This window comes from Flavobacterium sp. B183 (genome assembly GCF_023539155.1).
Lineage (GTDB): Bacteria > Bacteroidota > Bacteroidia > Flavobacteriales > Flavobacteriaceae > Flavobacterium > Flavobacterium tructae.
In genome coordinates this window covers 426,412-451,582 of record NZ_CP097434.1, presented here as the reverse complement: position 1 = coordinate 451,582, position 25,171 = coordinate 426,412, and the positions used below count along the sequence as shown (strand labels likewise).

Here is a 25,171-nt window from a genome sequence, read left to right as displayed (position 1 = left end):
ATTTTCAATTAAAGATATGGTTTCTTAATAATTGATTAGATTTGAATAATGAAAGTGTTAAAGTACATATTAGATTTTTACCTGAATGGCAGTATTCATGTGGCTTTATCATGTTACGCACTCATTCGGATTACCTTTCATGTGTTTCATATTCAGTACGATGAGTCGATGGCATTGTTTGGTTTTTTTGGAACAATTGTGGGGTATAATTTTGTTAAATACGATGTTTTGGTTCGTGTTCAAAAGAAAAAAATCGGAAACCAGTTGAAAATTATTGCCATTTTGAGTTTTATTTCACTGTTTTTGGTGGGCTATTATTTTTTTCAGTTGAAGCGGATTACTCAAATTGTTTCAATTGTGATTTTTTTAATAACGGCACTTTACACCCTTCCGTTTTTTCCGAATCGGAGAAATGCACGAAATTGGGCTGGGGTAAAAATTTATATCGTAGCAGTTTGCTGGGTGGGCGCTACCTTAGTTTTACCTTTGATAAATGCCGAAATTCCTTTTACCAGTGATTTTTTTATAAAATGCATTCAGCGTTTTGTTTTGGTTTTTGTTCTGGTTTTGGTTTTTGAAATTATCGATTTGGCCAATGACGATCCACATTTGCAAACGGTTCCTCAAACAATCGGGGTAAAACGAACCAAAATTTTAGGACTCTTATTGCTGATTCCTTTTTGGGGATTAGAAGTTTTTGTTTCTACTTTTAATTATCATGATGCTTTTATCAATCTGATTATGATTTTTGTATTGATGTTATTTATTGCATTTGCAAAACCCAATCGTTCCAAATATTATACTTCTTTTTGGGTGGAAAGTGTACCGATATTTTGGTGGCTGATGATATTGTTTCTTTAAAGTAGTTTTCCTAAAATAAAAAACCGATGCGCATACATCGGTTTCCTTAGGAGTGAAATAAAATCTTACTTCGTTTTTTGTTCTTCGAGGGCTTTATTCAGGTCGGCTTTAGCTTCGGCTAGTTTCTTTCTTTTCTTATCAATTTTTTCTTTACTTTCCTGATCTTTTATGGCTTTGTTTAGATCATCGGTTCTTTCCTTGACTTTTTGCTGTTTTTCCTGAACTTTTTTGTTAAGGTCTTTGTTTACTGTTTTTGTTGTACAGTTTTTTTTGGTTTTCGAGATAGCTTCTTCAACTCCTTTTATTTGATTTTGATTGCCGGCCTTTTTGGCAGCAATCAATTTTATGTTTAATTCACATAGTTTTCTTTCACAGCCTTTTAGTGTTTTGCAATTGCTTTGTGCAAATCCGATGAAAGAAATAGTAAAAAAAACAACCGATAGTATTTTCGCTTTTAATGTCATAAAGTTTAGTTTTAGTTAGTTTACGGATTCTCGAAAATCGTGTCTGACTATAAAAGTAAGAAATTTAAAGTTTTTTTTCCGAAACTATTTTGAGTGTTTTATTTCGTTCCAAAAGGAAGTTCGTTAGATGTTTTTCTAAAAATAAAATATCAAAAAGTTCACCCAAAATTCCAAATGGAGTTTCATATTGCAGTTTATCTTTCATGATAGTAAATCCGTCTTTTTCTTCAAAAAAATGTTCGTGTTTGAAAGATTTGAATTTGCCCTGCTCCATTTCGTCGACAAAGTAGGTATAAGGTTTCATTGCTGTAATTCGGCTTTTGTGAGTGAGATAAAAACCGAAATGTTTGCCACGCCAGGTTACTGTTTCATTTAAATGGATTAAACCGGATGTTACGCCGGCAATTGCTTTTTCTTTTGATGGACTTGCAGATTGCTGATGAATATCAATATTTCTTGAAGCATCAAAAACCGATTTTTGAGAGGCTTTTATTCGGGTTGTAAGGTTTAGGACCGTCATTTTCGGTATCATTTTTTTAGGTTGGGGATATGAGTGTTACCAATATGTAATCTCCCCGAGATTAATTGCCTCATATATTTAATTTTAGTTAATCACCACACTTCAATCCGTGAAACTGCTCCTGTAGGAGCGATATAATGATAATATATCCTATCTCGGAGAGATTACATATTGGTAAAACTACTTCGCCACTCTGCATAACTGTCCTGTAGGGACTATACGAGACTTAGCACAAAGTGATTTTTGTAGCTTTTCTGGTTTCAGTACAGTATTTCGTTTCTTTCAGGATAAGAGGTTCTGAAAAGCAGGATCAATATTTTCAAACTTAAACGCAAAACCTTTTTCTAATAGTCGTTTCGGAATCACATTTCTGCTCTTTAAAACCAGTTCTGTTTCTGTTCGAATAAAAAAAGACCCGATTTCTAAAAATAATTGGTTGAGTGAGATTCCAAAAGGTACACCAATTGCTTTTCGAAGCTTTTGCATAAAGTCAGTATTTGAAATAGGGTTTGGCGAAACGATATTTACTTTTCCGGTCATCTCTTTTTTTATTATAAACTCGATTGCACGTGCAAAATCATCTTCGTGAATCCAGCTGATCCATTGATTTCCTTTTCCTTGTTTTCCTCCAAAACCTATTTTAGCCAAAGTTTTTAACGGAAGGAGAGCACCGCCGTTTTTTCCCAAAACGATTGATGTTCGTAATGCCGTTTTCAGGGTATTTGGAGTTTCTGTTTTAAAAAAAGCTTTTTCCCATGAGAGAGCCACATTTATAGAGAAGTCATTTCCGATCTCGCCCTCGACTTCGTCCATTTGTTTGTCTAAAGAAAAACGGTAAATGGTGGAAGTTGACGAATTGAGCCAATGTTTTGGTGGATTTTTACAATTCAAAACGGCTTTGTTTAAAATTTTTGTACTTTCAAGACGAGACAATAAAATTGCTTTTTTATTTTTTGAAGTATAGCGACAATCAACAGATTTACCTGCCAGATTAATTAATACCGTGGCATTTTCCAGTTCGCTTTCCCAGCCTGAAAAAGTTTTGGCATTCCAGTTTACATATTTTATTCCATCAATGATTTGCGATTTCCCTCGAGTCAGAATAACAATTTCTTCAAATTTGTTTTTGAAATGATGTATTAAAACCTGTCCCAGAAATCCTGTTCCGGCTGCGATGATGAGTTTGCTCATTGTTGTGTTTTTTTGGTACGAATTGCCCGAATGGTAATCCGTGCAATCTGTGACGATTTTTTAAAATCAGTTTAAAATGAAGAATAAAGCAATAATTCGATAGAGAATCCAGGTGTAAGATAAGTAAATTGGAAGTTTCAAAATTTTGATTCTTCTGAAATGTTCCAGAAACAGGATCAAAACGGTGACTCCGAACCAGCCTAAAACGATACTGTCAGTAAGTGGTATAAATTTACTTAGAAGTAGGACAGGGCTTAAAATTAAGGAACCCATTAAAGAAACGGTCATTAGATTTCCGGCATAATTCATAATGGTTTGTCTGTCAAATTGGAATAAAAACAAACTTTGGAAAACAATTTGGCCCAATGTAATAATGATTTCTCTCGAAATACTGGTTTTCGGTAAACCCGGAATCAGATTAGCATAGCCAAAAAGGATAGAGCTTGTTACCATTAAGGCAAATCCGATAAACAGAAATCGATATTTATAATTAAAATCCGGAGTACATTGTAATTTGTTTTCTTCGACTGCATTTCCAGGGATAATTACTTTTCGATTGTAGGAAACAAAAGAATACATTTTTTGAGGATAAAGTGAATCGGTTTTAGAGTTGCAATTTTTTCAATAAACGGAAATGAAAAACCGACAACTTTAATTAAGCTGTCAATTCCATAAGTTACTGTTTTTGTTTTGTTATCAATTAAAGCGATTTCGTTTGGAGCGCGTTTTAAATCAACAAAATTTTGTTCTTCCTCAGATAGCTGACAGTATGATTTTCTTCCGTTTTGATCTAACATGCCGCTTTTTACAAAGCCAGTGGTATACAAACTGCATAGCGGACAATCTTCATCGTAAAGTAGGGTTTGGTTTTCCAGCGTTTTCATAGTTATTGTTTATTTTAAACTTTCAGAAAAAAATGAAAGTTTTGATTAAATTTTTTTATTTCATGATTTTAAGGACAAGACGTCCCAACCAGTTTTCATTAAATTCGGTCATTTTATCCATCATATTATCTGCTTTTAATACAAAATCATACAATTTAGAAGTCTGATCTACAAAGTGTTTTTCTTCAGCAGTATCATTTGCTCCAATTGTAGAAACTTCTTTCAATATTTTAAGAGCAGGTTTAATTTCTCTTTTACTTCTTTCTCTGGCAATTTTTACAGCTAGTTCGTCTAAATCCTTTTCAGCAGTAAAAAATTCCCTTCTTTCTCCGGCTTTGAATTCTTTGTACACAATTCCCCAATCCATTAAAGCTCTCAGGTTCATGCTGGCGTTTCCGCGTGAAATTTGTAATTCGTCCATGATATCTTCCATAGAAACAGCTTCGTTCGAAACCATTAACAGCGCATGAATCTGTGCCATGGTTTTATTAATACCCCACTGAGAACCTAATGCTCCCCAGGTTTGTACGAACTTATTTTTTGCTTCTTTGAATTCCATGAAACAAATGTAAGTAAAAGTTTTTAAACTTTCAAAAATAAATGAAAGTTTGTTTGATGAGGTTTTTCTAAGAATTATCTTATGTCTTGTTTTTTGTCTCTTATGACAGATAATTCTCATTTTATAACATTTTTTCGATTCGATCTTCATATCTAAAATAGCTTTGATATAGAAATTTAATGAAAGAAAATTATCTGATTAACTAGTTAATTATTAATTAGTTGTGATTGAAAAAAGTGGAGCAGAACCCACTTTAAAAAACGGACTGTTTCGCACAGTTAAAAGCGAAGGCGGATCTGAAAAGCCTCATGAGTAGGACAAAAACTATTATTATGCAAGCAATACCTCAAAAAGTAAAAAATGTAAATGTGTATCCTTATGTAGAATGGCATGGAGGAGGAGTTGGACCAGTTATTCTTCCTGTTGTTGAAAAAGCTACCGGTACCTTTGCAGTTGGAACACTTATTAAATCAGTGTTTTATAACCTTGATTTGAACACACTGTCCGAAAAACCAAAATTAGGTGTACACCAAAGATATATAGCAACTGGAGAATATGAAGACGGTACTCCTTTTACTACTCCGTGGATGTATTGTACAAATGCGGGTACACAGCCTGAGTTTGGAAGAACTATTACGCTTGGTAAACCAGAATCTGAAACAATTAATGCCGAAACTTTGCCTCCTTATATCACACTGGGAGAACTTACTGATATTACAGTTTCTCAGTTATTTCCGGCACCGGCAATAGGACAGAGAGTATTAATTGAAAATGGAACCGGAAATGTTATCGCTACCAGAACAGGAACACCTCATGAAATGGGAAGCGAAGTAAATACCGGAAATCGTTTAGGCAAATTAACAGCTGGAGCGAAGAATATTATTATCACCGGAAAAAATAATGAAGGTAGAACAGTGACTTTAGGTAATTTGACTTGCTTGAGTCCAAATGAACCAGCACTTTTCCTGCATCAGTTTGGTTATAGTAATTAAGGAATCAGAAAGTTTCTTCGGTAGAAATTTCTTCCTGAAAAAGGATAAATCCTCAAACAAAACAAATAATAACTAAAAAACAACAACTATGGGAATAATCATGCCTTATGGTGTCGCTGTTAGAGAAGCTCTTGCCTCTAATGACCTGGCTAAGATGGAAGCTGTTGCCAAGCAAGCAAAGCAAACAATACGAGATCATGGAGATCTGACTGTAGCTTTATTAGACTTATTGGACGCAATAGATTCTCTAAAGAACAAGAAATAAGCTGACTTGTACAGAAAAACAAGGGGGTATCTGAAAAACCTAAAGAGTAGGAATAATCCAAAAACAAAATAGTATGGCAACAGTACTTTACGGAGTAGGAATCAGAGAGGCGATTGCCTCGAATGATTTAGAAAAAATGGTTGCGGTAGCTGAACAAGCTAAGAAAACCATAAGAGAACAAAAAGATTTGCATGTAGCATTAGTAGAATTGCTTGATGCAATTGATGCCTTGAAAAAGAAAAGGTAATCTAAAAAAAGACGGTTTATCAAGTTTTACTTTTTAAACCGTCTTTTAAATAATTGTCAAACCACAAACAAAACTAATACCGATTGTATATTCAATATAGTCCAATTGCATGGTACTATTTTCATATTACATCGGCATTATATCAGAAAGCATTGAACTAAAATATAAGTAAAATTGATATAAGATGGATACTATTAAGACTTCAACAAGATACAGAGTAAGGGATGATTATGCAACGGCTACTCCAGTGCATGTCGTATGGGAAATTACGCTGGCTTGCAATTTGAAATGCTCACATTGCGGATCGAGAGCCGGAAAAGTAAGACCGGGTGAATTAACTACAGAACAATGTTTTGGGGTTATTGATAGTCTTAAACGTCTTGGTACCAGAGAAATTTCGATTATTGGGGGGGAAGCTTTTTTAAGAAAAGACTGGATTGAGATTATCGAAAGAATACATCAAAGCGGTATCGAATGCTCTATGCAGTCCGGTGCCTATAATTTAAACGAAGAAAGAATCATTGCTGCAAAAAAAGCGGGAATAAATAATATAGGTGTTTCTATTGATGGAATGCCGGATACTCATAATAAAATAAGAGGAAGAAGAGATTCTTTTGAACATGCTGTTAATTGTCTGGGATTACTTAAAAAGCACAATATAACTTCTAGCGTAAATACAGTAATTACAAAAAGAAGTAAAAATGAGATGAATGAGCTTTTGGATGTTTTGATTGAAAATAATGTAAAAAACTGGCAGATACAACTTGCCGTTGCTATGGGGAATGCCGTAGACAATGCGGATGAACTGATCGTTCAGCCTTATGAATTAATTGATTTTTATGATGAGCTTATTGTAATCTATAGAAAAGCCTTAGCCCATAATATCCTAATACAGGCGGGGAATAACATTGGTTATTTTGGACCGTATGAACACATTTGGAGACAGGGCAATGAGAAATATTATACCGGATGTTCGGCAGGGCATACCGGAATAGGGATTGAAGCAGATGGTAAAATTAAAGGCTGTCCTTCCTTACCAACAAGTGCCTATACAGGAGGAAATGTAAAAGATATGGCACTGGAGGATATTTGGAAATACAGTGAAGAGATGGTTTTTTCCAGATATAGAAATAAAGAAGAGTTATGGGGTGGTTGTAAAGGCTGCTATTATGAATCTTCTTGTCTGGCGGGCTGTACCTGGACAAGTCATGTATTGTTCGGTAAGAGAGGGAATAATCCTTTTTGTCATCATCGTGCTTTAGAATTAAAAAAGAAAGGTCTTAAGGAACGAGTAAGAAAAATACAGGAAGCACCAGGCGACTCTTTCGATATGGGACTTTTTGAAATTATCGTCGAAGATGAAAACGGAGTAATAGTAGAAATACAATCACCTCATACTGAAACTCCTGTTCCTGTTGTTGATGTGACAGCAAGAGTTCCAAGAATACCTAAAGCATTGAAGTTGTGTAACGGCTGTGATAATTATGTCTATGAAGAAGAAGAGGTTTGCAGTTTTTGTAACAGCAACGTGAAAGAGGTAAATGATGAATATGCCGCTAAAATGGAAAAAGCAAAACGCTCACTGGAAAAACTGGAATTCTTAATGATGAAATAGTATGGAGCAATTAAGAAGTATTCAATCAGAAATTGATCAGTATTTGCATCATATTGAAGAAGGTTTAAGTCTGTCGGAAATTACGATTAAATACGGACTCAACTCTTATCGATACGGATCTTCCAGTTTCTTAGAGGCTCTTTTTGACCCGCTTCCAATGACACCACAAACGGTATTTTATGATTTGGGTTCCGGTTATGGAAATATCATTTTATACGGTGCCGTAAAACATCCGGATGTTCAGTTTAAAGGAATCGAAATTCTTGAAGAGCGAAATAAAGTTTGTGTTGCTTTAATCGAAAAAGAAGGACTTGCGAATGCCAGGGCAATTTCGGGAGATATTTTAAAAGCAGATATCTCAGATGGAAATGTTTTTTATCTGTACAATCCTCTTTACGATTTTCAATATGCTGAATTATTAGAGAAACTCTATCACATCTCTCTCCGTAAAAACATTATAGTAATTGCCGAGTCCAGCTGCATCTTTTTCGATGAAGCCGATTGGTTAGAGCAATATCACTTTAAAGATATTGATGTGCTTCGGAAAATTAAATACTACCGCTCTAAATCTGTTCATTAAAAACCACCAACAAACAATAGAAATCAAAATCATTAATTAACCTAAAATCAAAACAGTTATGGCAAGTTTAAGTTCAATTATTCTTCCGGTTCTTGAAGGAATGGAAGAATCACATTTAAAAGATCAATTATTAAAATTCCTTCCAAATCAGGAGGAAGCATTTTCAAAAATTGAGAAAAGTTTCAATCAGCTGACTTCTAAAGTTCAGGACAAAGAACGTTTACAGCGTTTCTTTCACAGCTGGAGTCAAACCAATAACAGTGCAATGACAGTATCCGGAATCAGCAATCGTATGACCATGCTGGTTCATAAAAATCAACCTATTGCAGATGAAAAAGCACTATTGCAATCCATCACCAGCTTAAACCGTATCGTCGATGAAGATCTGGCAGTGGTAGGCAGAATTTTGCATTCGCAGCTGTTTTATACTATGGCCACTACAATTTGTACAGATGATGACTGGCTTTCCCGACGTTACCTGAATCAAAGCGCCTGTGATTTTAAAGCATGGAAAGATCAAAATTCATTACGAAATAAAGACATCATGATTGCTTTACTGACAACTTTGATACATGAAATTTATACGCATGGAGAAGTAGAAGTGATCTTGCCAAAATTCCAGTCCTGGTTGATTAATGATTACGGTTACACAGAAGAAGAGTGCGACAAAACATTAGCATGGATCAGTGTTCACTGTGGACCAACAGAGAAAAATCACTTCTTTTTTGCTGTTAGTTCAATTTTTCACTACGCCAAGGCCATGAATATCGATCTTGAATCGTATGATCTTGAAGCAATTGTCAACGACTATTTAGCAAAAAAATCGGCCGTGATGGTGGATCTTTTGGAAGTAGAAGAATTGAGTTTTTAAATCTACATATCTAATAATCTATTACAAAAAAATAAACTTCAATCTTATATGTCAAAAATTAAACTACAGCAAAACCAAGCTGATCAACAGGAAAAATGGAATCAGTTGTTTTTTGAATACTTTCAGAATATCAACATATTAGGCAGAGATGCTTTTGCTAATTCGTCTGTCGTCCTGTCTCCGGAGTATAACAAACCGATGGATCGCCTGTGTGCTGTTTTAAACAAAGCTTGTACAGCAATTGTTTTGAATTACTTTGAAGACAGTAGAATCCGGAACTATTATCAACTGGAGAATGACCTTGAAGCTTTATTAAAAAAGTGTAGTAACCAAAGCTATAATCAGGGTTTTTATCGCCCTGATTTTTTATATGATAGTAATGACCAGCCCAAAATCTGTGAAATAGGAGCACGTTATCCGTTAAATGGATGGATGATCAGTTACTATTTACACCTGATAAACAATCAGACTAATGAATATAAAGATCAAATAGCTGCGGGAGGTACAGATTTAAAAAATCTTATCGACGATCTGTCTCATCAGTTTGCTCCCCATAAAAAAGTAGCTCTTATTCATGATGATGAAAAAGGCAGCGATATTTTTAATGCACAAAGAGAGTTGGCAAAATTAAATATTGAATTAATTTCTGCAAAACCTCAGGAGCTCGTGATTGTAAAGGATTCAATAGAAGCCAACGGAGTACCGGTTTCACAATTTATACTTGAAATGGATCGGGAAGAATTAAAAAAAATTAGCCCCGATGTATTGGACAAGTTAATTGAAGAGAATTGCTATTTCAATGACATCCGAACTTTAATCCTTATTCATGACAAAAGAGTTTTGGCTGTTATGTATGATGCCGGGATTATGCAGGACTACCTGAGTAAGGAAGAGTACCATTTTTTGAAAGAGTACCTTATTCCAAGCTTTGTTATTACCGATCCTGTTGAATGCGATGAATTTACAAATACAAAACAAAATCTGATTTTAAAACTAAACAGCGGCGGAAGGGGAATCGGAGCCTATGTGAAAAGTGATTGCACTGATGAAAACTGGAATACTATAGTGAGAGAAAACTGGAAGAGCTATCTCATTCAGCATTTTGTAGATCAAAAAGAGTTTGACGATGCTGAAAACAACCGTCAGATTTATTTAGTGGGAATGCTGTTGTGTAAAGACGATAAAAGTTATGGATCCGGTATGTTTCGGGGATCAGATGAATCTGTTGTGAATGTGCATCAGGGAAGAGCTTTGATTTATCCAATAGCACAGTAGTCAAAATATGAAACATACCGTTGTGATACCTCTTTATAATAAGGAAGCTTACATCTATGATACTATTCGTTCTCTGGCTTTTCAGGAAAAAAAAGTGTCAGAGCTTATTATTGTCGATGATTGCAGTTCAGATCTGAGTTTGGTATATCTAAAAGACGCACTCTCTTTTTTTGCTCCTCAATTTTTGCAGACGGATGTTCAGATCATCGAGCTGGAAGAGAATAAAGGTCCGAGTAACGCCAGAAATATTGGAATTGAGTTGGCAACCGGAGATTTGATCAGCTTTCTGGATGCAGACGATTGTTATTTACCAACTTGTTTACAGGATAGTAGTTCTATGATGGAGAAGGAGAATCTCGATGTGCTGATACTTGGCATTCTGCTCCTCCCGTCAAACTATTACTTACCGAAAATTAAATCATTTGAAAAAGAAATGATTCCCTTTTCAGAGGAACTGTTTTTAATTCCGGATCCATTACACACTATTAGTTCTCCCGATTTTATTATGGGTTTTGGCAGTAATGTTGTGATCCGAAAAAAACATCTTGAAGATATTTTTTATGAAACGGATGTTTCAATAAGCGAAGGCATTGACTTATGGTATCGGGTACTAAAAACATTACCTCAGCCTTCCAGAGTTGGATTACTGAATAAAGCCTGCATTGAAGTACGGGAAGTAGAAGGAAGTTTGTCCAGAATCAGCCCCACAGATTGGAAAGCAATTGAAATCCCGATCATCATAAAGCGGTATAGAAAAAGCTCCAATCGATACGATCAGCAGTTAATGGGGATGTATTCGCAACGATGGCTGGAACACGCCATGGAGCGATTGCCATCCTGGCAGCAAAAAGGGCTGTTTATTTTCAATCATTTCAAACTATTGGTCAAGAACAGTTATTATTTAAAAAGAAGAAACTCCTAAAACAACTCCTTATGTATCCCGTTTGTATCCCTCCAAAAATAGACCATTCTGAATTACAGGATTACTTTGAATTGGCCAAACAAAATCCGTTGTATATTGAATTTTACAAAGGAAATGATTTTGCTGCCGGAGCACCTGTACTGAGTAAAAAAGAGTTAATGCCAATTTTAGAGACAAAGTTTAAACTTGAGGAAGAAAAAACAGGCGTTTATCTCGTACGCTCAGGCGGGAGCACTCAAAAGCCGTTGGTTTTTCCGGTTGATATTCAGGAGAATCATAATCAGCGTCTTGCATTGGCAGGCGAACTTACCCGAAATAATTTTTTTACTTCCAAAACAATTGCCCTGAACATTTTTGGTTATTCCGATATGTATCGTACGGCAGCTATCATGGATGATATTCTTGAAAAATGTCAGGCAACAACTTTGGCATTAAGTGCCCATGCCAGTTATGCCGATATGGAACAGGCAGCCCGTTATTTCAAACCTGATTTTATATTCGGAACTCCTTCAAAACTAATCTGCTTTGCTCATTTTTTACAAAAGAACAACAGAAAAATAGAAATCGGGAAGTTGTTTTATGCGGGAGAGTTTTTACGACCTAATACACAAAAATTTTTACAGCAGGTACTGGGTTTTCAGGAAGTGTATTCCATGTATGGTTCTGCCGAAACCGGAATTTGGGCCTGGTCCCATTGTACTAAAACGCCATCCTTGTTTTCCGTTATTAATGGTATTGTTGTTGAAATTATAAATCCCGATGAGGAAGGATACGGTACAATAGCGGTTACTAATACATTCCGTAAAAGGTTTCCGGTTTTTCGATATGCCATCGGAGATATAGGCCGATGGGTGGAACTGGATGGAAAATCTTTTTTGGAATTAAAATCCAGAGAGGCAAAATCTTTTATAGTTTGTGAACAGCATTACGACTTAGACAAATTTCTGTCGCTTACAAATGAGGCAACCGCTTTTCAGATTCAATTGTCAACAAATAAAAATTTTAAGGATGTTGTAAAGATGTTAATCGTACAAAATGTTTCTGAAGATAAAAAAGAGGCTTTCGTTGAGGAAAAAGGTGCGGCATTGAAAAAACTATTGAACTATGAAGACGGTTTTATGGAGGTTGAGGTTTTGCTGGTTACGGCGGCAGATCTGTACATAGATCCCAATACGACTAAGACACCAGTATTACTGGATCGTAGATAATGCTTTTGTGCAAGTTTGTAATTTTTATTCCCTCTTTAAAAGAATTCTGTTCCATTGATTATTCGCTTTATGGATAAAAAAACCAGTCTCATGACATTTTTTTATCTAGGGTTTCTTATGCATTGTAATTTTAATCGGGAAAATTAAAAATACTGGTTTCGTAAAGTTATTCTAAAGGAAATCAGAATGATAAGGTTATCCATTGAGAATCAAAACAATACCAAACAATCCGAATTAGTAACCCCAAAAGCAAACTACCATGAAAGATTTAACCTCTTCCTCGAAAAATTGCGTGGATCCGATACCAGATTCAAGATATCCGGTTTTGGAGACTTTTACAGGGCCTCAGCCCAGACTTCCACAATTTTGGAAATGTACTTGTGTACTTCACCCTTTTAGCCCCCTGCAGAGTAATAGTACTACTGCTGACAAAGAGAGCCCTTTTTTTGAAATTTGTACCGCGACGGTTTATTATGCCGAAGGACTTGGATTAAACGCTTTGCTGGTAGGTGCTTCCGGCAGAAGATGGTGGTACAAAGTAACGCCAACTCAAACAGAAGTGTCGACCGACGGAATCCGCTATACACCGATCAATGTAGGTTGGAGAATTCCAACTACAAACTGGTTTGGAAATGAAAGCAGTAGAGCAAAATGTTCCGGAACCAGTTATCTGAACTGGATGAAAGCACAAAAAGTAGATTGGTGGAAAATTCCGGTAGGTAACAGCAGTCCTGCACCTGCTACCTGGATGTGGTTTGATCATAAAACTAATTTTCCGGTGCGTCTTATGTTTGGACAAGGACCTGTTGCACGCCCGGGTTTAGGAGATGTTAATCAGTTGGCCTTATTTCAAATGTTCTCGTTTACTTATTTCTCTACTTTTGAGAAATTATCAAGCAATCCTTTAAACACACCTTTGGTACTTCCGGTTGTAGAAGGTTTTTCATTTGGAAACCCTGATAACTATGAGCTGTTTACATGGAATACTAATTTTGGGATGACTGTTTTCATGACACCAGTCAATGAAGCATTCAATCCTCTTCCTACAAGGGTTTTATACAATTGGAGAGACAATTCGCAATACAGCGTTTCATCAGACAGGAGTCAGAGTACCCTGATGAAATATACCTACAATCCCACAAATCCATTTACTGCGCAACAAGCGCTTCTTACCGGACCAACTCCTACCGGAATGACTCCGCCGCCTAATAGTGGTGCAGGATTTTTAATTAATTATGTAGGAGACAGAATAACAAATGCGATTGGTTTTGGAAATTTTCCATTCCCGCAACAACCGCCAAACTGGGTTCAGATTCCGGCGGTACAAGGAAAAATTCATGCCACTATTGTGAGGAATCCTGCGCTTTGTCCGGGTAATATAGCCACGGTTGTTGGTGTATTTTTTCCGCCTTCAGGAAATAATTATCCAGATTCTACTTATTTATGGACCTGGTATAGCCCTTTCGATCGAACCGGAAGACGCAGCCGACCAATAACTTTTATGCAATCGCAGTCAGGTGTAGGTTTAGGAACGAGTCTTGCTTTGGCAGATTATTTTGATTATGAAGAATTTACAACGCCAATTCCGGCTTGCAATTTCGCGGTTCCGCCAGTTGATTTTACCGTTCAGGCAAAACCGAATCCAAGTACTCCTGATAATCCTAATCCTTCTTATCCATGGTTGGATACAGGTGTTCGATTGAATCCTAGTAGAGTTGCTACCATAAAATATAAAGATGGGCTATGGACGGCGAATCCAAATATCAATAACGGTCATTTGTACAATTCTGCCGGAAACCCAACTTTTATTAGTGCTAAACCCGGTTACGCACTTCCAGGGGCAAACGAGGGAGCATTGGTAGGTAAAATAGGAGATACTGTTTTCTTAATCGGATTGGGAGCAAACACACCACCGGGATTAGTTGGAAAATTAGAATTATGCATCAATGACGATTTAAAAGGCATTTACGGAGCAGGTCTGACAGATAATATAGGACAGGTAAACGTGCAGATAAGTGTTAGTTCTCCAAGAAAGGAAAAACTGGAACCCGTAATAGAAAGCGGGACAGAACCCACTCTGGAAAACGAGCCGGTATCTGAATAAGGAGAAACTTGATCCAATAATAAAAAGTGGAGCAGAACCCACTATAAAAAACGAGGCGGTATCTGAAAAGCCCCATGAGTAAGAAAAATTTAAATTAAAAGATTATGGCAGATTTATTAGCAGGTGCCTATTTAGCAAAAGGCACAATCGGGAATGTAGGAACACCAGGTGCTCCAATTGCATCATTTAGTTTAGTTGTTGTACCATCACAACATTCTGTTTCGGGTACAGTAGTCATTACACAGGCCATCCCTGGTCCTGATAGTCATATCGTTGTTCATGTTAAAGGAAGAATATACGCAACCGGATTCGGTAAAATTACTCAGGTAGTTAGCCTAAGCGGACAATATGTTCAATCTGTTCCTCCTCCTGCAATTGGTTCTTTCTTGGCTAATTTTGAGGCGCACTTAGCAATCGATAGTTCATGGAACGGAACAGGAGGATTCTCTTATTGGAATCACCACATAGAGAATGTGCCGGTAAAGTCTGCAAAGACCCCGAAAAAAGAACTGGCATAGAAACTAAATTCTCCCCTAACAATTCAATACAGGAATACTGAATTAAGAAAAAAATCGTATTTCATTAAAATCTAAAGACCGCCTGCTTCGGGCGGTTTTTTTTTAAAGAGGTTCTGATAATTAAAAACTTCAGACGATTCAAAAAAGCAAACAAAAGAAACACCCATTAACTACACCAAATCATGAAAAAAATAAATATAAAAACAACAGCTACCGTTATCGCGGTTTTTGCCATCTTAATCCTTGGGTGCAAAAAAAATGATATACTGGCAAAGGTTGATTCCGATTACGAATACCTGCCACAAGATGTACAGGATTCATGCAGTGTTTCAGAAGATGAATTCAAGACCTGGTTTAAAACAAAAAAAATTACCGAAAATGGACTTGTTGAACCTGCAAACAGTGTTGATTTTCCACATAGAAATAATTGCGATTTTTATAAATGGTCTGAACAAATGTTTTTATGGATTACCTCTCCAGTTTCCGACGGGGACTATAAAAGTGGTGGCACTGTAATAGAATCTCCCGTTTTCTATAATGTTTCTGCAGAAGATCCGGTTACCAAAAAACGTGTTTTAACACCACATAAACCAAATACTTTATTGAGTGCTGTGAGTAATATTAGCCAAACAGGACCAAACAGACTTCCAATTATAATTGATAAAAAAGGAAGAGCATTTGAAGTAGAACCTCAAAGTAAAAATGAAGCTGTTAAAGATGCGTCAAATAAATCTGTGATAGTAGGTGGGGTTATTGCTAATGCCAATGGGGTGCATTCTTTTATAGATACCAAAGGAAAAGCTATTTCTAAGCCTAAAGCGATAATAGATACTAAAGGTCATCGTGAAAACATTGTGCAGGAGTTTATAACAAAAGATAATAAAACTTTGTTCCTGGATGCAAAGGGAGATGTAATTGATACAGAACAAGGACAGGCTGGTTCTAACGGAGCGTTAGTTGCGGTAAATAAATCACTGGTGTATTACATCACAATGGTAAACGATGTTTATGCTTATTTCCTCACGGGTGTACAAAACAAGAAATTAAATGGTAATCAGTTCCCTACTACAGCCAGTGCTAGAGATAGTATTCTTGCCTATGCAAAGAGCAGCGGTTTTGCCGCTCCACCGGATCCGGACGCTTTGGCAATAGAATTAAAAACATCATGGGTGGACGTAAAGGATTTACCAAATCCGGAGAGTTATGTTACGATCAAAGCTAAGATTCCTGTATACGACAAATCAGACCCTAAGTTGTGGAAGCTAACAAATAAAACAACAACAGCAACACTGGCGTTGGTTGGAATGCACATTGTAGGAAGTGTTGCAGGACATCCCGAAATGATCTGGGCAACTTTTGAACACCAAAAAAATGCACCAAACGAAGCGTATTCTTATAGAGATGTTAATGGTAAAATCAAGCAAGTAAAAGCTGATGGAGGAAAAGACTGGCTCTTTAATGTTAATGCCGACGATACAACAAAAAATACCCAGAAGATGACCGTTGAAAACAATACAATTAAAATTACTGACCCTGCGATAGACAAGCCTAATATAAAAAGAGTTATGGCTTGGGGAGTTGCTTCTGATACTGTTCCAAATCAAGAGAATAGAACTCCTGCAGATTCGAATAGTGAAGTTATTGCTATTAACAACAGTATACGTAAAATGCTGGCGGGTAATGATATTAGAAAGAATTATTTACTAATAGGTGCGACCTGGACTTTTGGTGGTGCAGGGCCTAATGGTAATTCATATCCTTACGGTGGAAATAACGGAGATGCAATTGGAACAGGGCGATTAGCAAATAGTACTATGGAGACCTTTTTTCAGTCCCCAAGCTCCAATTCTGTTCCGGATGGAAATTACAAATCAGTTACGTCCTGCTTTTTTTGTCACAGTGGCGGAAATAGTGTAAAACCAGATAGTCTGAGTCATGTGTTTACTCATATAATACCATTGTCTACAAAGACGAGAGATTTACTTAAAAGAAAAATAAATTAATTCAACAAAAGCCGGGACTAAATTTTAGTTACCGGCTTTTAATTTTGTAAAAGGAATGATGAAGATAAGTAAATTTATCTTTGGTATTTGTAGTCAGATCGAATCAAAAAAACCGAAGCATTTCTACCCCGGTTTTTAAATATATCTAATAATCTTAAAGTAACCCAGCTCTTTTCAATAAACTTCCGGTTTGGGTTTCTGACCACCGAACAGTTCGCAAAAAAAATATAAGTTTTAGAGACTTTTACAATTACAGCATTAAGAAAAATCTTATGACTGATTTATTTGTTTTCGTGCCATCATATAGGGATCTCGTGACATTTTCCGATATTAAATTGAATGGCTCGTTTAGTTTTGAACAGATAAAGATATAAAAGCCATAGATTTAGTATGCTGACCCCAAACAGTATAAAACATCCCTTTTTGAAAATTAGTTCGACATTATTTTTTTAGTTGGTTTTTAAATGTTTTTCTGTTTTGCAGTTCTTTCTCTCGGCTTGTCTTTATTTAAATATGATAAAGTATTATTTAAAGCGTACAAACTATGAAAGAACTTGAGATTGAAAAAAACATTAATTTATCGGATGAAATTTTTTTAAGGCAGATTGATGCTATCATGCAAGAAAAAAACGGACCCATCTTTTGGTGTCTCTCAATTAGCCGATCAGTTAAAGATCAGTAAAGCACAGCTTAATCGTAAAGTGCAAAATCAAATGAGTTTCCCGCCAGGGAAACTCATTTTGTATTATAGGATGCAGCTGGCCAAAGATATTTTAGAAACTAATAAATATTCTATTGAAGAAACAGCTCTTTATTGCGGTTTTAGCGGAGTGACTTCTTTCAGCCGTAAATTCAAACAAGAGTTTGGAATTTCCCCCTCAGTATATCGTAATGATAGTCTGATTACAGGATTTAAACCGGAAGATTGGAAAATTCCTTTAAGCAATGCGTGTTTCAACAAACTGATTCAGTTAAAAGAAGAATACAAATGGCTGGCGAAATTGCTGATCATCGTTATTGATAATCTTGATAACGAGGCATTCTGTATAGAGATGCTGTCAGCGAAACTTTTTATGAGTCAGTCAAATCTTAACCGTAAGGTGAAATCATTATTTGGATTTCCGGCTATACGTCTGTTACGAGATATACGCCTTCAATTTGCTGCTGAGGTATTAGTGGTACAAAAGAAATCAGTTACTGAGGCAGCCTCTCTTGCCGGCTTTTTTGATATCGCTCATTTTTCCCGTGTTTTCAAACAGAATTTTAATTATCCCCCAAGTAAGTATAATACAGATAACCGTTTATTTCCATTTGTTAATTTATTAAGAAAAGTGCTATGATTCAAATTGACAAAAAGTAGCTTATTCTGTACAAATAAAAGCAGGAACAAACAGATAATTTTGACTTATTAGAATTAAGGATTGTACAACCCGAATCTAAAAAACTCATTGAAGGATACTGCAGATCACGAAAATGAGAAAATCAATAGTAAGGTAAAAATGGAATCCGTCTCAACAATGTAAATGAGATTTTTATCTCAAAGAAAAAAGAAAAATACAGTTTGATTGATACAGATTTTGTGTTTACGTTATGGATAAAAGTATATCATTTATAGGAGTAAAATCCACAATTTTTCTGAGGCAGGCAATGAAAAAGAAATGCCTCATCAAGTAATGTTTAATTTAAAAAAGGAAAATCATGGCAGATGTATTAATTAAAAACGAAGCAGGAACCGGGCCTTTAGCAACAGGAAGAACAAATGACCCAATAAATGCTGATCACTTACATGTAACTGATATCGACCCTGTAGTTCGAATTGTATTAGGAAATGAGTACGTAGTAGGTTTGGACAATGGTACTAATATGGTAGGTCGTATGTGTACAGCATTAGCAGGAACTAATGCAACATTTACAAAATAAGTAAAGGTTCCGTTTGCGGGTCATTAGGTTTGTTTCTAAAAATAGGGTATCACTTTTACGAACCATGAAATTTTACTATTAGAGTTTCAAAAAGTGCAAACTATTTTACAGAAGCATTAATAAGGAGTGGAGCAGATTCCACTTTAAAAAACGAACTGTTTGCATTCAGAAAATAATGTAAGGCGTTACCCGAAAAGCCTCATGAGTAGGGCCAAACAAACAAATTTATTATGGCAACTTTTAACACGACAGTTAGTATTAGTCCTGAAGACGTAAAAATTTTAAAAGCAGAAGGATATTCTTTATACGGATTCAAATCTGTAGCAGCGTCAGGGGATGGTTCTCCAACCGTATGGTTTCATTTACCGGCTGAAAAATTATTGACTTCAACCAAAATTACCTGGCAAGAACAGTTTCAGGCCTACAATTCAACAAGTACGGTGGCACCTCAGGTTGTAATTGAAGCGAGTAATACCATCGATACAGATTTGGGGGAAAAGATAACAATTGAAAAAGGGTCCGGTAATATCGAAGCAACTTCAGACGGTTATCCGGGAACGGTATCTTTTTTGAACGAAGATACACAGCGTTTTACAGTGGGGATTAATCAGTTAGTAAACGGGAAATCGAACATTTTGTGTGCCTTTCCAATTTTAGGGGCTGGGTCTGCAAGAGTGATCACACCTATTACTAAAATTGCTCTTATTTTTTCTACAGAGAAGATAGAAACAGCAACCGTAATTACAAAAGCAATGTCTGCCGGAGCTTTTATTGACCTTACTGGTACAGAGTCACGTGTGGTTAATTATAACATAGATGAAGGTTGGAGTGCAAAAGGAGGTAATTGGCTGAAAAACTTTAATGCTTTTACAGATTTGAAAAAGCTGTTAATTGAAAATACCAGCGCCCGAGAAAAAGCGTTAAGCGAAAGAAGTAAGTAACAATATAGGGTAGTGTTGTTTGAATTACTCTTCATCTGTATTTGGATGAGGAGTAATTCTTTTGTTTAAACTTAAAGAAAATAGAATGGCCAATAGACTAATAATTAACTTCTCTCAGGAAACCGTTGAGGTATTAAATAAAGGAAACTATAGTTTATGCTGTTTTCTGGCCTCAAGATCCAGAAATGTTTCACAGTTCAGGCCTTTGTGTTGGAGTGTGACTAAAAATTTTCTGAGATCGGTCCTTATAGAATGGGAATACAATCTGAGTGGTTATATATCGACAAGTGAGATTACAGAAAATCAAACGATATATATTCCGCAGCCACAATCTGAGAGCCCCGCATCTAGTTCAACTTCAAGAAGAAGTATAGGAGGAACAAATTACAAAATAGAGTTAAAACAACGATTGCTGATTCAGGATTTTGGAGGACTTTCAGTAGATCCCCATAATGATAATCCAACCGTATTAATTCAGAACGAATCCGGTACAGAGTATGCCACTGGAATTTGTGTTCACAATACTAACGATAATCGGTACTATGGCAGCTGTACTTTTAGAATTTTCGGAAGGCAAAATATTGAGGTTACTCCCGACAATAAAGCCTTCTTAATGTTTAGTGACAACAATCCTCAAAACAATACGGTAATGCTTATTTCGGAAAGTCCAGGAATATTGGTTGATTTTGATTTGATGAATGATTCCAGAACAGTCACATTTGATGTAGATCAGGGCTGGAGTTCAAATGACGAAGCATGGGGAACAAAATATCCTGCGGGCACAAACTTGCAAACTTTGTTAGTTTCTTAAAGCAGTAAAAAATCCATTTGAAGGTATCGTTTCAAACTTTGACTATTACGACAAGTTTAGAAAAATATACCCCACATTCTATAATGCTTCGATAAAGCAGTCTTAATTTTTTGTAGAAGAAAATCTCCCTGCCAAATATTAACTATTCCGGTGTAATCTGCTGATTATTACATGTAACGAGCCAGTTGTTACACTGTGAAAGTTAATTCTATAACATAGCTTTATTTTTGAAAAAAAAAGTTATGAAACAACGCTACTTATTATTTTTATTTTCAGTTTTATTCCCAATCTTCTTAGTTTCTCAACCGAGTCATACTAAAAAAGTAGTTGGCTATTATGCACAATGGGCTATTTATGGTAGAGATTTTAATGTCCCTAAGATAGATGGAAGTAAATTGACACATTTAAATTATTCTTTTTACGGTACAAGTTATGATCCTGCCCATCCGGAGAATACAAAATTACAATGTTTGGATACCTATGCTGATTTTGAGCATATGGAAGGAGGGATTCCGTGGGATGCTCCCGTAAAAGGGAATTTTTATGATTTAATGAAGCTGAAGCAAAAGTACCCTCATTTAAAAGTACTAATATCTGTTGGTGGCTGGACAAAAGGTCAGGATCTTTCTCCAATAGCGGCCAGTCCTGTGGCAAGAGCCGCTTTGGCTGCCGATATGGTAAAATTCATGACTACTTATCCGTTTATTGACGGATTTGATATCGACTGGGAATATCCCCTCTCAGGTGGTACGGATGGTACTGAGATTCTTAATGGTGCCCCGGTTCCTCCTCAAAAATACAATCCTGACGACAACAAAAATTTAGTGTATTTATTAAAGGCAATGCGTCAGGCAATGCCCAATAAATTAATTACAATCGCGGCTGGGAACAATGTTCGCAATGTATCTAAACAATATCTTGGACCAAATAACAGAGCTCAATACGGAATGACAGAAGATATTTCGACCTATTGCGATTATATCACTTATTTTGGTTATGATTTTGGAGGAAACTGGTATGATAAAACCTGCTACAATGCTCCATTGTATGCAAGTGGAAACACCAACGATCCGCTTTATGGTGCAACGCAGTCAGAATCATTAGACGAATTAACGAGTCAATATTTGAATGTAGTTGGTTTTCCTGCCAATAAATTAATCATGGGATTACCTTTTTATGGAAAAAAGTTTGATCATGTTGCTAATGACGGAACCAACCCTAATTTGCCCGGATTATTCGTTGCCGCACCAAGAGATGTAGTTTCCGCCTGTAAAAATGCACAGCCTCCCCTCGGAACCTGGGATACAGGTGCTCCATGTGAAAATTCAGGAAGTATTGAAATTTGCGATTTGGTAGGGAATGCGGCAACCAATCCGCATCCTTATCTTGATCCTAATACCATGATGGTTACGCCTACTGCAGCAGCTGCAGGCTGGGTGAGATATTTTGATAACACCACCAAAGTTCCTTATTTATACAACTCGAAACTAAAACAGTTTATCTCTTACGAAGATAAGCAGTCGATCGATCTTAAAGCCAAATACATAGCGTCTAAAAACCTTGCAGGAGGTATGGTTTGGGAATTGTCCCAGGATACCAGAGGAGCTGTCCCTAATGCACTATTGAGTCAGATAAATGATTCGTTTAATGTTGCTGTTGAGGGAACTTTAGTCTTTAGTGGTGCTGTAAAAATGGGTGCAAATTTGGTTTCGGATGCCACAGTTCAGTTAAAAGATGAGAATGATGCCGTTATTCAAACTGTTAAATCTTCAGATGGAAATTTTACTTTTAACAAAATAGTTTCGGGAGGCAATTATTCGGTTACCGCTTTAAAAGTTTCCTATACTTTTACGCCGGTAAAATTAACAAAGGTTAATGCAAACCAAACAGGTATCGTGATACAAGGTACACAACCTCTTTATGCCATTACGGGAACCGTGCTAAATGGTACTACGGCAGTTTCTGGAGTAACCGTTACGGTAGCCTCGGCAACAGCTAATGCTACTGCGGTTTCAGATTCAAAAGGAGCTTATAGCATAAGCGGTTTAACAGCAGGAGCAGACTATACCATTACTGCTGCCAAAACAGGAATGACATTTTCACCAGTTTCTACTTTATACAGTGCGTTAAGTGAAAACAAAGTTTTAGATTTTAATCAAAATGCCACTCCAACTAATAAAATAAGCGGAATGGTTAAAAATGGTGCTGTGCCAATCGCTGGTGCAAAAATTGAACTAAATCTTCCATGGACAGATAGTACACATCCTTATGCTACTTTTGTTGCTACAACAGATACCTATGGGAAATATAGCTTTGACAATGCAATATTTTCGGGTTATACAACCATTTCAAGTTTAAAAATGAATGCCTGGGATAACAACTCTGTTGTTTATTATCCTACAGATTTGGCCAATTTACCAATTCCGGTTTTATCAAAAGAATATAATTTTAACTCAAGCGGTGTTACTCCGGAAGTGACAATCACGAGTCCGTCTGCGGCAAACCTTGCAATAGTTCCGGGAACAGCTATCCAGCTTAAAGCAAATGCCAGTATGACTTTTGAGGATGGAAAGACTACAGTATCATCCGTTGTATTTAATGTGAATGGGTTAAATATTACAGGAACTCCTACAACAGGTACAGAGTATACGGCAACATGGACACCGGCAACAGCTGATTTTAATAAAAACTATACGCTAAAAGCTACAGCTACAGCCTCTAATAATGCTACAGCTGAAAATAGTTTTCCATTTTATTTGCAATGTTCAGGTACAGCATGTCCAAATGTATTACCCGAAATTGTGTGGACTGCCCCAGCGTCAACCACAATTAATCAGGCATCAGGTTTTCAACCCATTTCAATAAGTGTTAATGTTACAGATAGAGATGGCACAATTTCAAGTGTTGCAGTAAATGTAAACGGAACTTATTTTCCTATGATAAAAGGTTCTGGAGACACTTACAGCTATACTTTTACTCCTAATAGCTATAAAGAATATCCAATAATTGTAAAAGCAATTGATAATAAAGGCGGTGAGAATTTATTGAATCAATCGATTACTATTGTTAACTCAAAGTTCAATCCGTTGCCGGCTAAAGTTATTGTTGGCTATGCACATGGATGGGAAAGTGGGAGTGCACCATTTTTGTATTTTAAAGAAATTGCAGACAAGAAATACAATGTTGTTGTTTATTCATTTATAGAAACGGTGAATAGAGATGGTTATACTCCAGTGTTAGTAGTAAATGAACCTCGATTTTTTACAAATGGAGTCTTTGATCCGCAATTGTTAAAAAATGATATCAAGACCTTAAGAGATAAAGGTATTCCGGTAATTGTGTCAATTGGTGGACAGAATGGACATGTTGTACTAAGCACCGCTGACCAGAAAAATATTTTTGTAAATGGAGTAAAAGCGATTGTTGATCAATATAATTTTGATGGTGTTGATATTGATTTTGAAGGCAGCTCTATGAATTTTGGAGCGGGAGCACTAAAAGATTTTTCTTATTCGGCGATTTCGGCCTACCCAAAACTTAAGAATGTAATTGATGCTTTCAAGGAATTAAAGGCCTATTATGGAACGGGTTTTATTTTAACTGCTGCTCCGGAAACCTATTATGTACAAGTTGGATATTCGGTGTATGGAGATGGAGCCGGATCTTTTTTGCCAGTAATTCATAATTTGCGTAATGAGCTGGATCTTTTGATGGTGCAATTGTATAACACCGGATCTGTAAATGCTTTAGATAACATAGCATATTCTCAAGCCACTCCGGATTTTTTAGTAGCCATGTCAGATATGTTGATGAAAGGATTTAATGTGGCTTCTACAGGATTTTATTTTGCACCATTGCCGGCTTCTAAAATAGTGATTGCAATTCCGGCTTGTCCGGGAGCGGCACCGGCAGGAGGGTATCTAACACCTGATAAAGGGATTAATGCTTTTAATTACTTACGATTTGGCACTACATATTCCGGAAGAACTTACACCATGAAATCTTCTTTACAGCCAGGAATAAGAGGTGTCATGACCTGGTCTATCAATTGGGATGCTAGTTGTGGCAGTGGGTATGAGTTTTCTAATAAGTATCACGACTACTTTAGTAAATCACTTTCAGTGGATCAATTTGATAAAACAGCTGGTAAAAATATAATTGCCCATTTTAAAAATAATGTATTAACAATAGCGGTACATAATGAAGCAATAGACATTGACCATGTTGAGGTTTATAATATTCTTGGCCAAGCTGTATTAAGCTATAAAAACAGTCAAAACCATAGAAATTTATTGTTAGAAGATGGAAGTTTCCTGACGAAGCAGCTATTTATTGTAGTCATAACCGATAATCTGGGACGAAGAAAATCGTATAAGCTGGTTAATTTCTAAGACTAAATAATATCCAATTTCCTGAAAAA

The 25,171-nt window shown here is 36.3% G+C and carries 24 protein-coding genes; 18 read left to right on the top strand and 6 right to left on the bottom strand.

The annotated features are described in order from the left end of the window. The first annotated feature begins 48 nt into the window (after positions 1–48). A complete protein-coding gene (locus M4I44_RS02110) occupies positions 49–861 on the top strand; it encodes a hypothetical protein (protein WP_249966385.1) in 813 nt (270 codons plus the stop codon). 65 nt (positions 862–926) lie between these two features. Here the strand turns inward: M4I44_RS02110 and M4I44_RS02105 are convergent, their stop codons facing one another. From M4I44_RS02105 to M4I44_RS02080, 6 genes are all read right to left on the bottom strand, one after another. Beyond that, the gene (locus tag M4I44_RS02105) at positions 927–1,325 is read right to left on the bottom strand and encodes a DUF1090 family protein (protein ID WP_249966384.1); all 399 of its coding nucleotides are present in this window, start codon (positions 1,323–1,325) and stop codon (positions 927–929) included. Between the two features lie 64 nt (positions 1,326–1,389). Continuing rightward, positions 1,390–1,845 carry an SRPBCC family protein gene (locus M4I44_RS02100; protein WP_249966383.1) on the bottom strand — a complete coding sequence of 152 codons (456 nt, stop codon included), beginning with the start codon at positions 1,843–1,845 and terminating at the stop codon, positions 1,390–1,392. A 282-nt stretch (positions 1,846–2,127) separates the two neighbouring features. Continuing rightward, positions 2,128–3,036 carry a TIGR01777 family oxidoreductase gene (locus M4I44_RS02095; RefSeq protein WP_249966382.1) on the bottom strand — a complete coding sequence of 303 codons (909 nt, stop codon included), beginning with the start codon at positions 3,034–3,036 and terminating at the stop codon, positions 2,128–2,130. Between the two features lie 66 nt (positions 3,037–3,102). Next, the gene (locus M4I44_RS02090; RefSeq protein ID WP_249966381.1) at positions 3,103–3,615 is read right to left on the bottom strand and encodes a hypothetical protein; all 513 of its coding nucleotides are present in this window, start codon (positions 3,613–3,615) and stop codon (positions 3,103–3,105) included. After that, positions 3,582–3,920 carry a hypothetical protein gene (locus tag M4I44_RS02085; protein ID WP_249966380.1) on the bottom strand — a complete coding sequence of 113 codons (339 nt, stop codon included), beginning with the start codon at positions 3,918–3,920 and terminating at the stop codon, positions 3,582–3,584. The genes M4I44_RS02090 and M4I44_RS02085 overlap by 34 nt, the downstream gene beginning before the upstream one ends. 55 nt (positions 3,921–3,975) lie before the next feature. Then, positions 3,976–4,479, bottom strand: coding sequence for a GbsR/MarR family transcriptional regulator (locus M4I44_RS02080; protein ID WP_249966379.1), 504 nt, complete (start codon positions 4,477–4,479; stop codon positions 3,976–3,978). A 332-nt stretch (positions 4,480–4,811) separates the two neighbouring features. Here M4I44_RS02080 and M4I44_RS02075 point away from each other — a divergent pair, with 332 nt between their 5' ends. The 17 genes from M4I44_RS02075 to M4I44_RS01995 all read left to right on the top strand — a co-directional run bounded on the left by M4I44_RS02075 (position 4,812) and on the right by M4I44_RS01995 (position 25,142). Beyond that, positions 4,812–5,471 (top strand): hypothetical protein, encoded by a 660-nt coding sequence (locus M4I44_RS02075; RefSeq protein WP_017495082.1) that lies wholly within the window; start codon positions 4,812–4,814, stop codon positions 5,469–5,471. Between the two features lie 88 nt (positions 5,472–5,559). Continuing rightward, positions 5,560–5,736, top strand: coding sequence for a DUF1843 domain-containing protein (locus M4I44_RS02070; protein ID WP_017495081.1), 177 nt, complete (start codon positions 5,560–5,562; stop codon positions 5,734–5,736). A gap of 73 nt (positions 5,737–5,809) precedes the next feature. After that, positions 5,810–5,983 carry a DUF1843 domain-containing protein gene (locus M4I44_RS02065; protein ID WP_017495080.1) on the top strand — a complete coding sequence of 58 codons (174 nt, stop codon included), beginning with the start codon at positions 5,810–5,812 and terminating at the stop codon, positions 5,981–5,983. A 184-nt stretch (positions 5,984–6,167) separates the two neighbouring features. After that, the gene (locus tag M4I44_RS02060; protein ID WP_089077659.1) at positions 6,168–7,598 is read left to right on the top strand and encodes a radical SAM/SPASM domain-containing protein; all 1,431 of its coding nucleotides are present in this window, start codon (positions 6,168–6,170) and stop codon (positions 7,596–7,598) included. Between the two features lies 1 nt (position 7,599). After that, positions 7,600–8,178 (top strand): hypothetical protein, encoded by a 579-nt coding sequence (locus M4I44_RS02055; RefSeq protein ID WP_249966378.1) that lies wholly within the window; start codon positions 7,600–7,602, stop codon positions 8,176–8,178. A gap of 58 nt (positions 8,179–8,236) precedes the next feature. Next, a complete protein-coding gene (locus tag M4I44_RS02050; RefSeq protein WP_017495077.1) occupies positions 8,237–9,049 on the top strand; it encodes a hypothetical protein in 813 nt (270 codons plus the stop codon). Between the two features lie 48 nt (positions 9,050–9,097). Next, a complete protein-coding gene (locus M4I44_RS02045; protein ID WP_249966377.1) occupies positions 9,098–10,324 on the top strand; it encodes a hypothetical protein in 1,227 nt (408 codons plus the stop codon). 7 nt (positions 10,325–10,331) lie between these two features. Then, entirely contained in the window at positions 10,332–11,246 is a 915-nt protein-coding gene (locus M4I44_RS02040; RefSeq protein ID WP_249966376.1) for a glycosyltransferase family 2 protein, read from the top strand. 11 nt (positions 11,247–11,257) lie between these two features. Further along, positions 11,258–12,454, top strand: coding sequence for a hypothetical protein (locus M4I44_RS02035; protein WP_249966375.1), 1,197 nt, complete (start codon positions 11,258–11,260; stop codon positions 12,452–12,454). 259 nt (positions 12,455–12,713) lie between these two features. After that, positions 12,714–14,558, top strand: a complete 1,845-nt coding sequence (locus M4I44_RS02030; RefSeq protein ID WP_249966374.1) for a hypothetical protein — start codon at positions 12,714–12,716, stop codon at positions 14,556–14,558. Positions 14,559–14,662: 104 nt separating this feature from the next. Beyond that, positions 14,663–15,076: a DUF1842 domain-containing protein gene (locus M4I44_RS02025; RefSeq protein WP_017495072.1), complete on the top strand. Its 414-nt coding sequence runs from the start codon at positions 14,663–14,665 to the stop codon at positions 15,074–15,076. Positions 15,077–15,258: 182 nt separating this feature from the next. Next, entirely contained in the window at positions 15,259–17,079 is a 1,821-nt protein-coding gene (locus tag M4I44_RS02020; protein ID WP_249966373.1) for a hypothetical protein, read from the top strand. 608 nt (positions 17,080–17,687) lie between these two features. Next, complete coding sequence (locus M4I44_RS02015) at positions 17,688–18,419, top strand: helix-turn-helix transcriptional regulator (RefSeq protein WP_256472437.1); 732 nt, start codon at positions 17,688–17,690, stop codon at positions 18,417–18,419. A 358-nt stretch (positions 18,420–18,777) separates the two neighbouring features. Further along, positions 18,778–18,999, top strand: coding sequence for a hypothetical protein (locus M4I44_RS02010; protein WP_017495067.1), 222 nt, complete (start codon positions 18,778–18,780; stop codon positions 18,997–18,999). Between the two features lie 230 nt (positions 19,000–19,229). Beyond that, on the top strand, positions 19,230–19,940 hold the full coding sequence (locus tag M4I44_RS02005) for a hypothetical protein (RefSeq protein WP_017495066.1): 711 nt from the start codon (positions 19,230–19,232) through the stop codon (positions 19,938–19,940). Between the two features lie 85 nt (positions 19,941–20,025). After that, complete coding sequence (locus M4I44_RS02000; protein ID WP_017495065.1) at positions 20,026–20,751, top strand: hypothetical protein; 726 nt, start codon at positions 20,026–20,028, stop codon at positions 20,749–20,751. 242 nt (positions 20,752–20,993) lie between these two features. Next, on the top strand, positions 20,994–25,142 hold the full coding sequence (locus M4I44_RS01995; RefSeq protein WP_249966372.1) for a glycosyl hydrolase family 18 protein: 4,149 nt from the start codon (positions 20,994–20,996) through the stop codon (positions 25,140–25,142). Positions 25,143–25,171 lie beyond the last annotated feature (29 nt).

Coding starts and splice junctions, on each gene's coding strand:
- M4I44_RS01995 (WP_249966372.1), top strand. CDS start 20,994: ATGAAACAACGCTACTTATTATTTTTATTTTCAGTTTTATTCCCAATC.
- M4I44_RS02045 (WP_249966377.1), top strand. CDS start 9,098: ATGTCAAAAATTAAACTACAGCAAAACCAAGCTGATCAACAGGAAAAA.
- M4I44_RS02070 (WP_017495081.1), top strand. CDS start 5,560: ATGGGAATAATCATGCCTTATGGTGTCGCTGTTAGAGAAGCTCTTGCC.
- M4I44_RS02005 (WP_017495066.1), top strand. CDS start 19,230: ATGGCAACTTTTAACACGACAGTTAGTATTAGTCCTGAAGACGTAAAA.
- M4I44_RS02010 (WP_017495067.1), top strand. CDS start 18,778: ATGGCAGATGTATTAATTAAAAACGAAGCAGGAACCGGGCCTTTAGCA.
- M4I44_RS02095 (WP_249966382.1), bottom strand. CDS start 3,036: ATGAGCAAACTCATCATCGCAGCCGGAACAGGATTTCTGGGACAGGTT.
- M4I44_RS02105 (WP_249966384.1), bottom strand. CDS start 1,325: ATGACATTAAAAGCGAAAATACTATCGGTTGTTTTTTTTACTATTTCT.
- M4I44_RS02055 (WP_249966378.1), top strand. CDS start 7,600: ATGGAGCAATTAAGAAGTATTCAATCAGAAATTGATCAGTATTTGCAT.
- M4I44_RS02000 (WP_017495065.1), top strand. CDS start 20,026: ATGGCCAATAGACTAATAATTAACTTCTCTCAGGAAACCGTTGAGGTA.
- M4I44_RS02020 (WP_249966373.1), top strand. CDS start 15,259: ATGAAAAAAATAAATATAAAAACAACAGCTACCGTTATCGCGGTTTTT.
- M4I44_RS02035 (WP_249966375.1), top strand. CDS start 11,258: ATGTATCCCGTTTGTATCCCTCCAAAAATAGACCATTCTGAATTACAG.
- M4I44_RS02100 (WP_249966383.1), bottom strand. CDS start 1,845: ATGACGGTCCTAAACCTTACAACCCGAATAAAAGCCTCTCAAAAATCG.
- M4I44_RS02025 (WP_017495072.1), top strand. CDS start 14,663: ATGGCAGATTTATTAGCAGGTGCCTATTTAGCAAAAGGCACAATCGGG.
- M4I44_RS02060 (WP_089077659.1), top strand. CDS start 6,168: ATGGATACTATTAAGACTTCAACAAGATACAGAGTAAGGGATGATTAT.
- M4I44_RS02015 (WP_256472437.1), top strand. CDS start 17,688: ATGCTATCATGCAAGAAAAAAACGGACCCATCTTTTGGTGTCTCTCAA.
- M4I44_RS02090 (WP_249966381.1), bottom strand. CDS start 3,615: ATGTATTCTTTTGTTTCCTACAATCGAAAAGTAATTATCCCTGGAAAT.
- M4I44_RS02075 (WP_017495082.1), top strand. CDS start 4,812: ATGCAAGCAATACCTCAAAAAGTAAAAAATGTAAATGTGTATCCTTAT.
- M4I44_RS02040 (WP_249966376.1), top strand. CDS start 10,332: ATGAAACATACCGTTGTGATACCTCTTTATAATAAGGAAGCTTACATC.
- M4I44_RS02030 (WP_249966374.1), top strand. CDS start 12,714: ATGAAAGATTTAACCTCTTCCTCGAAAAATTGCGTGGATCCGATACCA.
- M4I44_RS02065 (WP_017495080.1), top strand. CDS start 5,810: ATGGCAACAGTACTTTACGGAGTAGGAATCAGAGAGGCGATTGCCTCG.
- M4I44_RS02080 (WP_249966379.1), bottom strand. CDS start 4,479: ATGGAATTCAAAGAAGCAAAAAATAAGTTCGTACAAACCTGGGGAGCA.
- M4I44_RS02110 (WP_249966385.1), top strand. CDS start 49: ATGAAAGTGTTAAAGTACATATTAGATTTTTACCTGAATGGCAGTATT.
- M4I44_RS02085 (WP_249966380.1), bottom strand. CDS start 3,920: ATGAAAACGCTGGAAAACCAAACCCTACTTTACGATGAAGATTGTCCG.
- M4I44_RS02050 (WP_017495077.1), top strand. CDS start 8,237: ATGGCAAGTTTAAGTTCAATTATTCTTCCGGTTCTTGAAGGAATGGAA.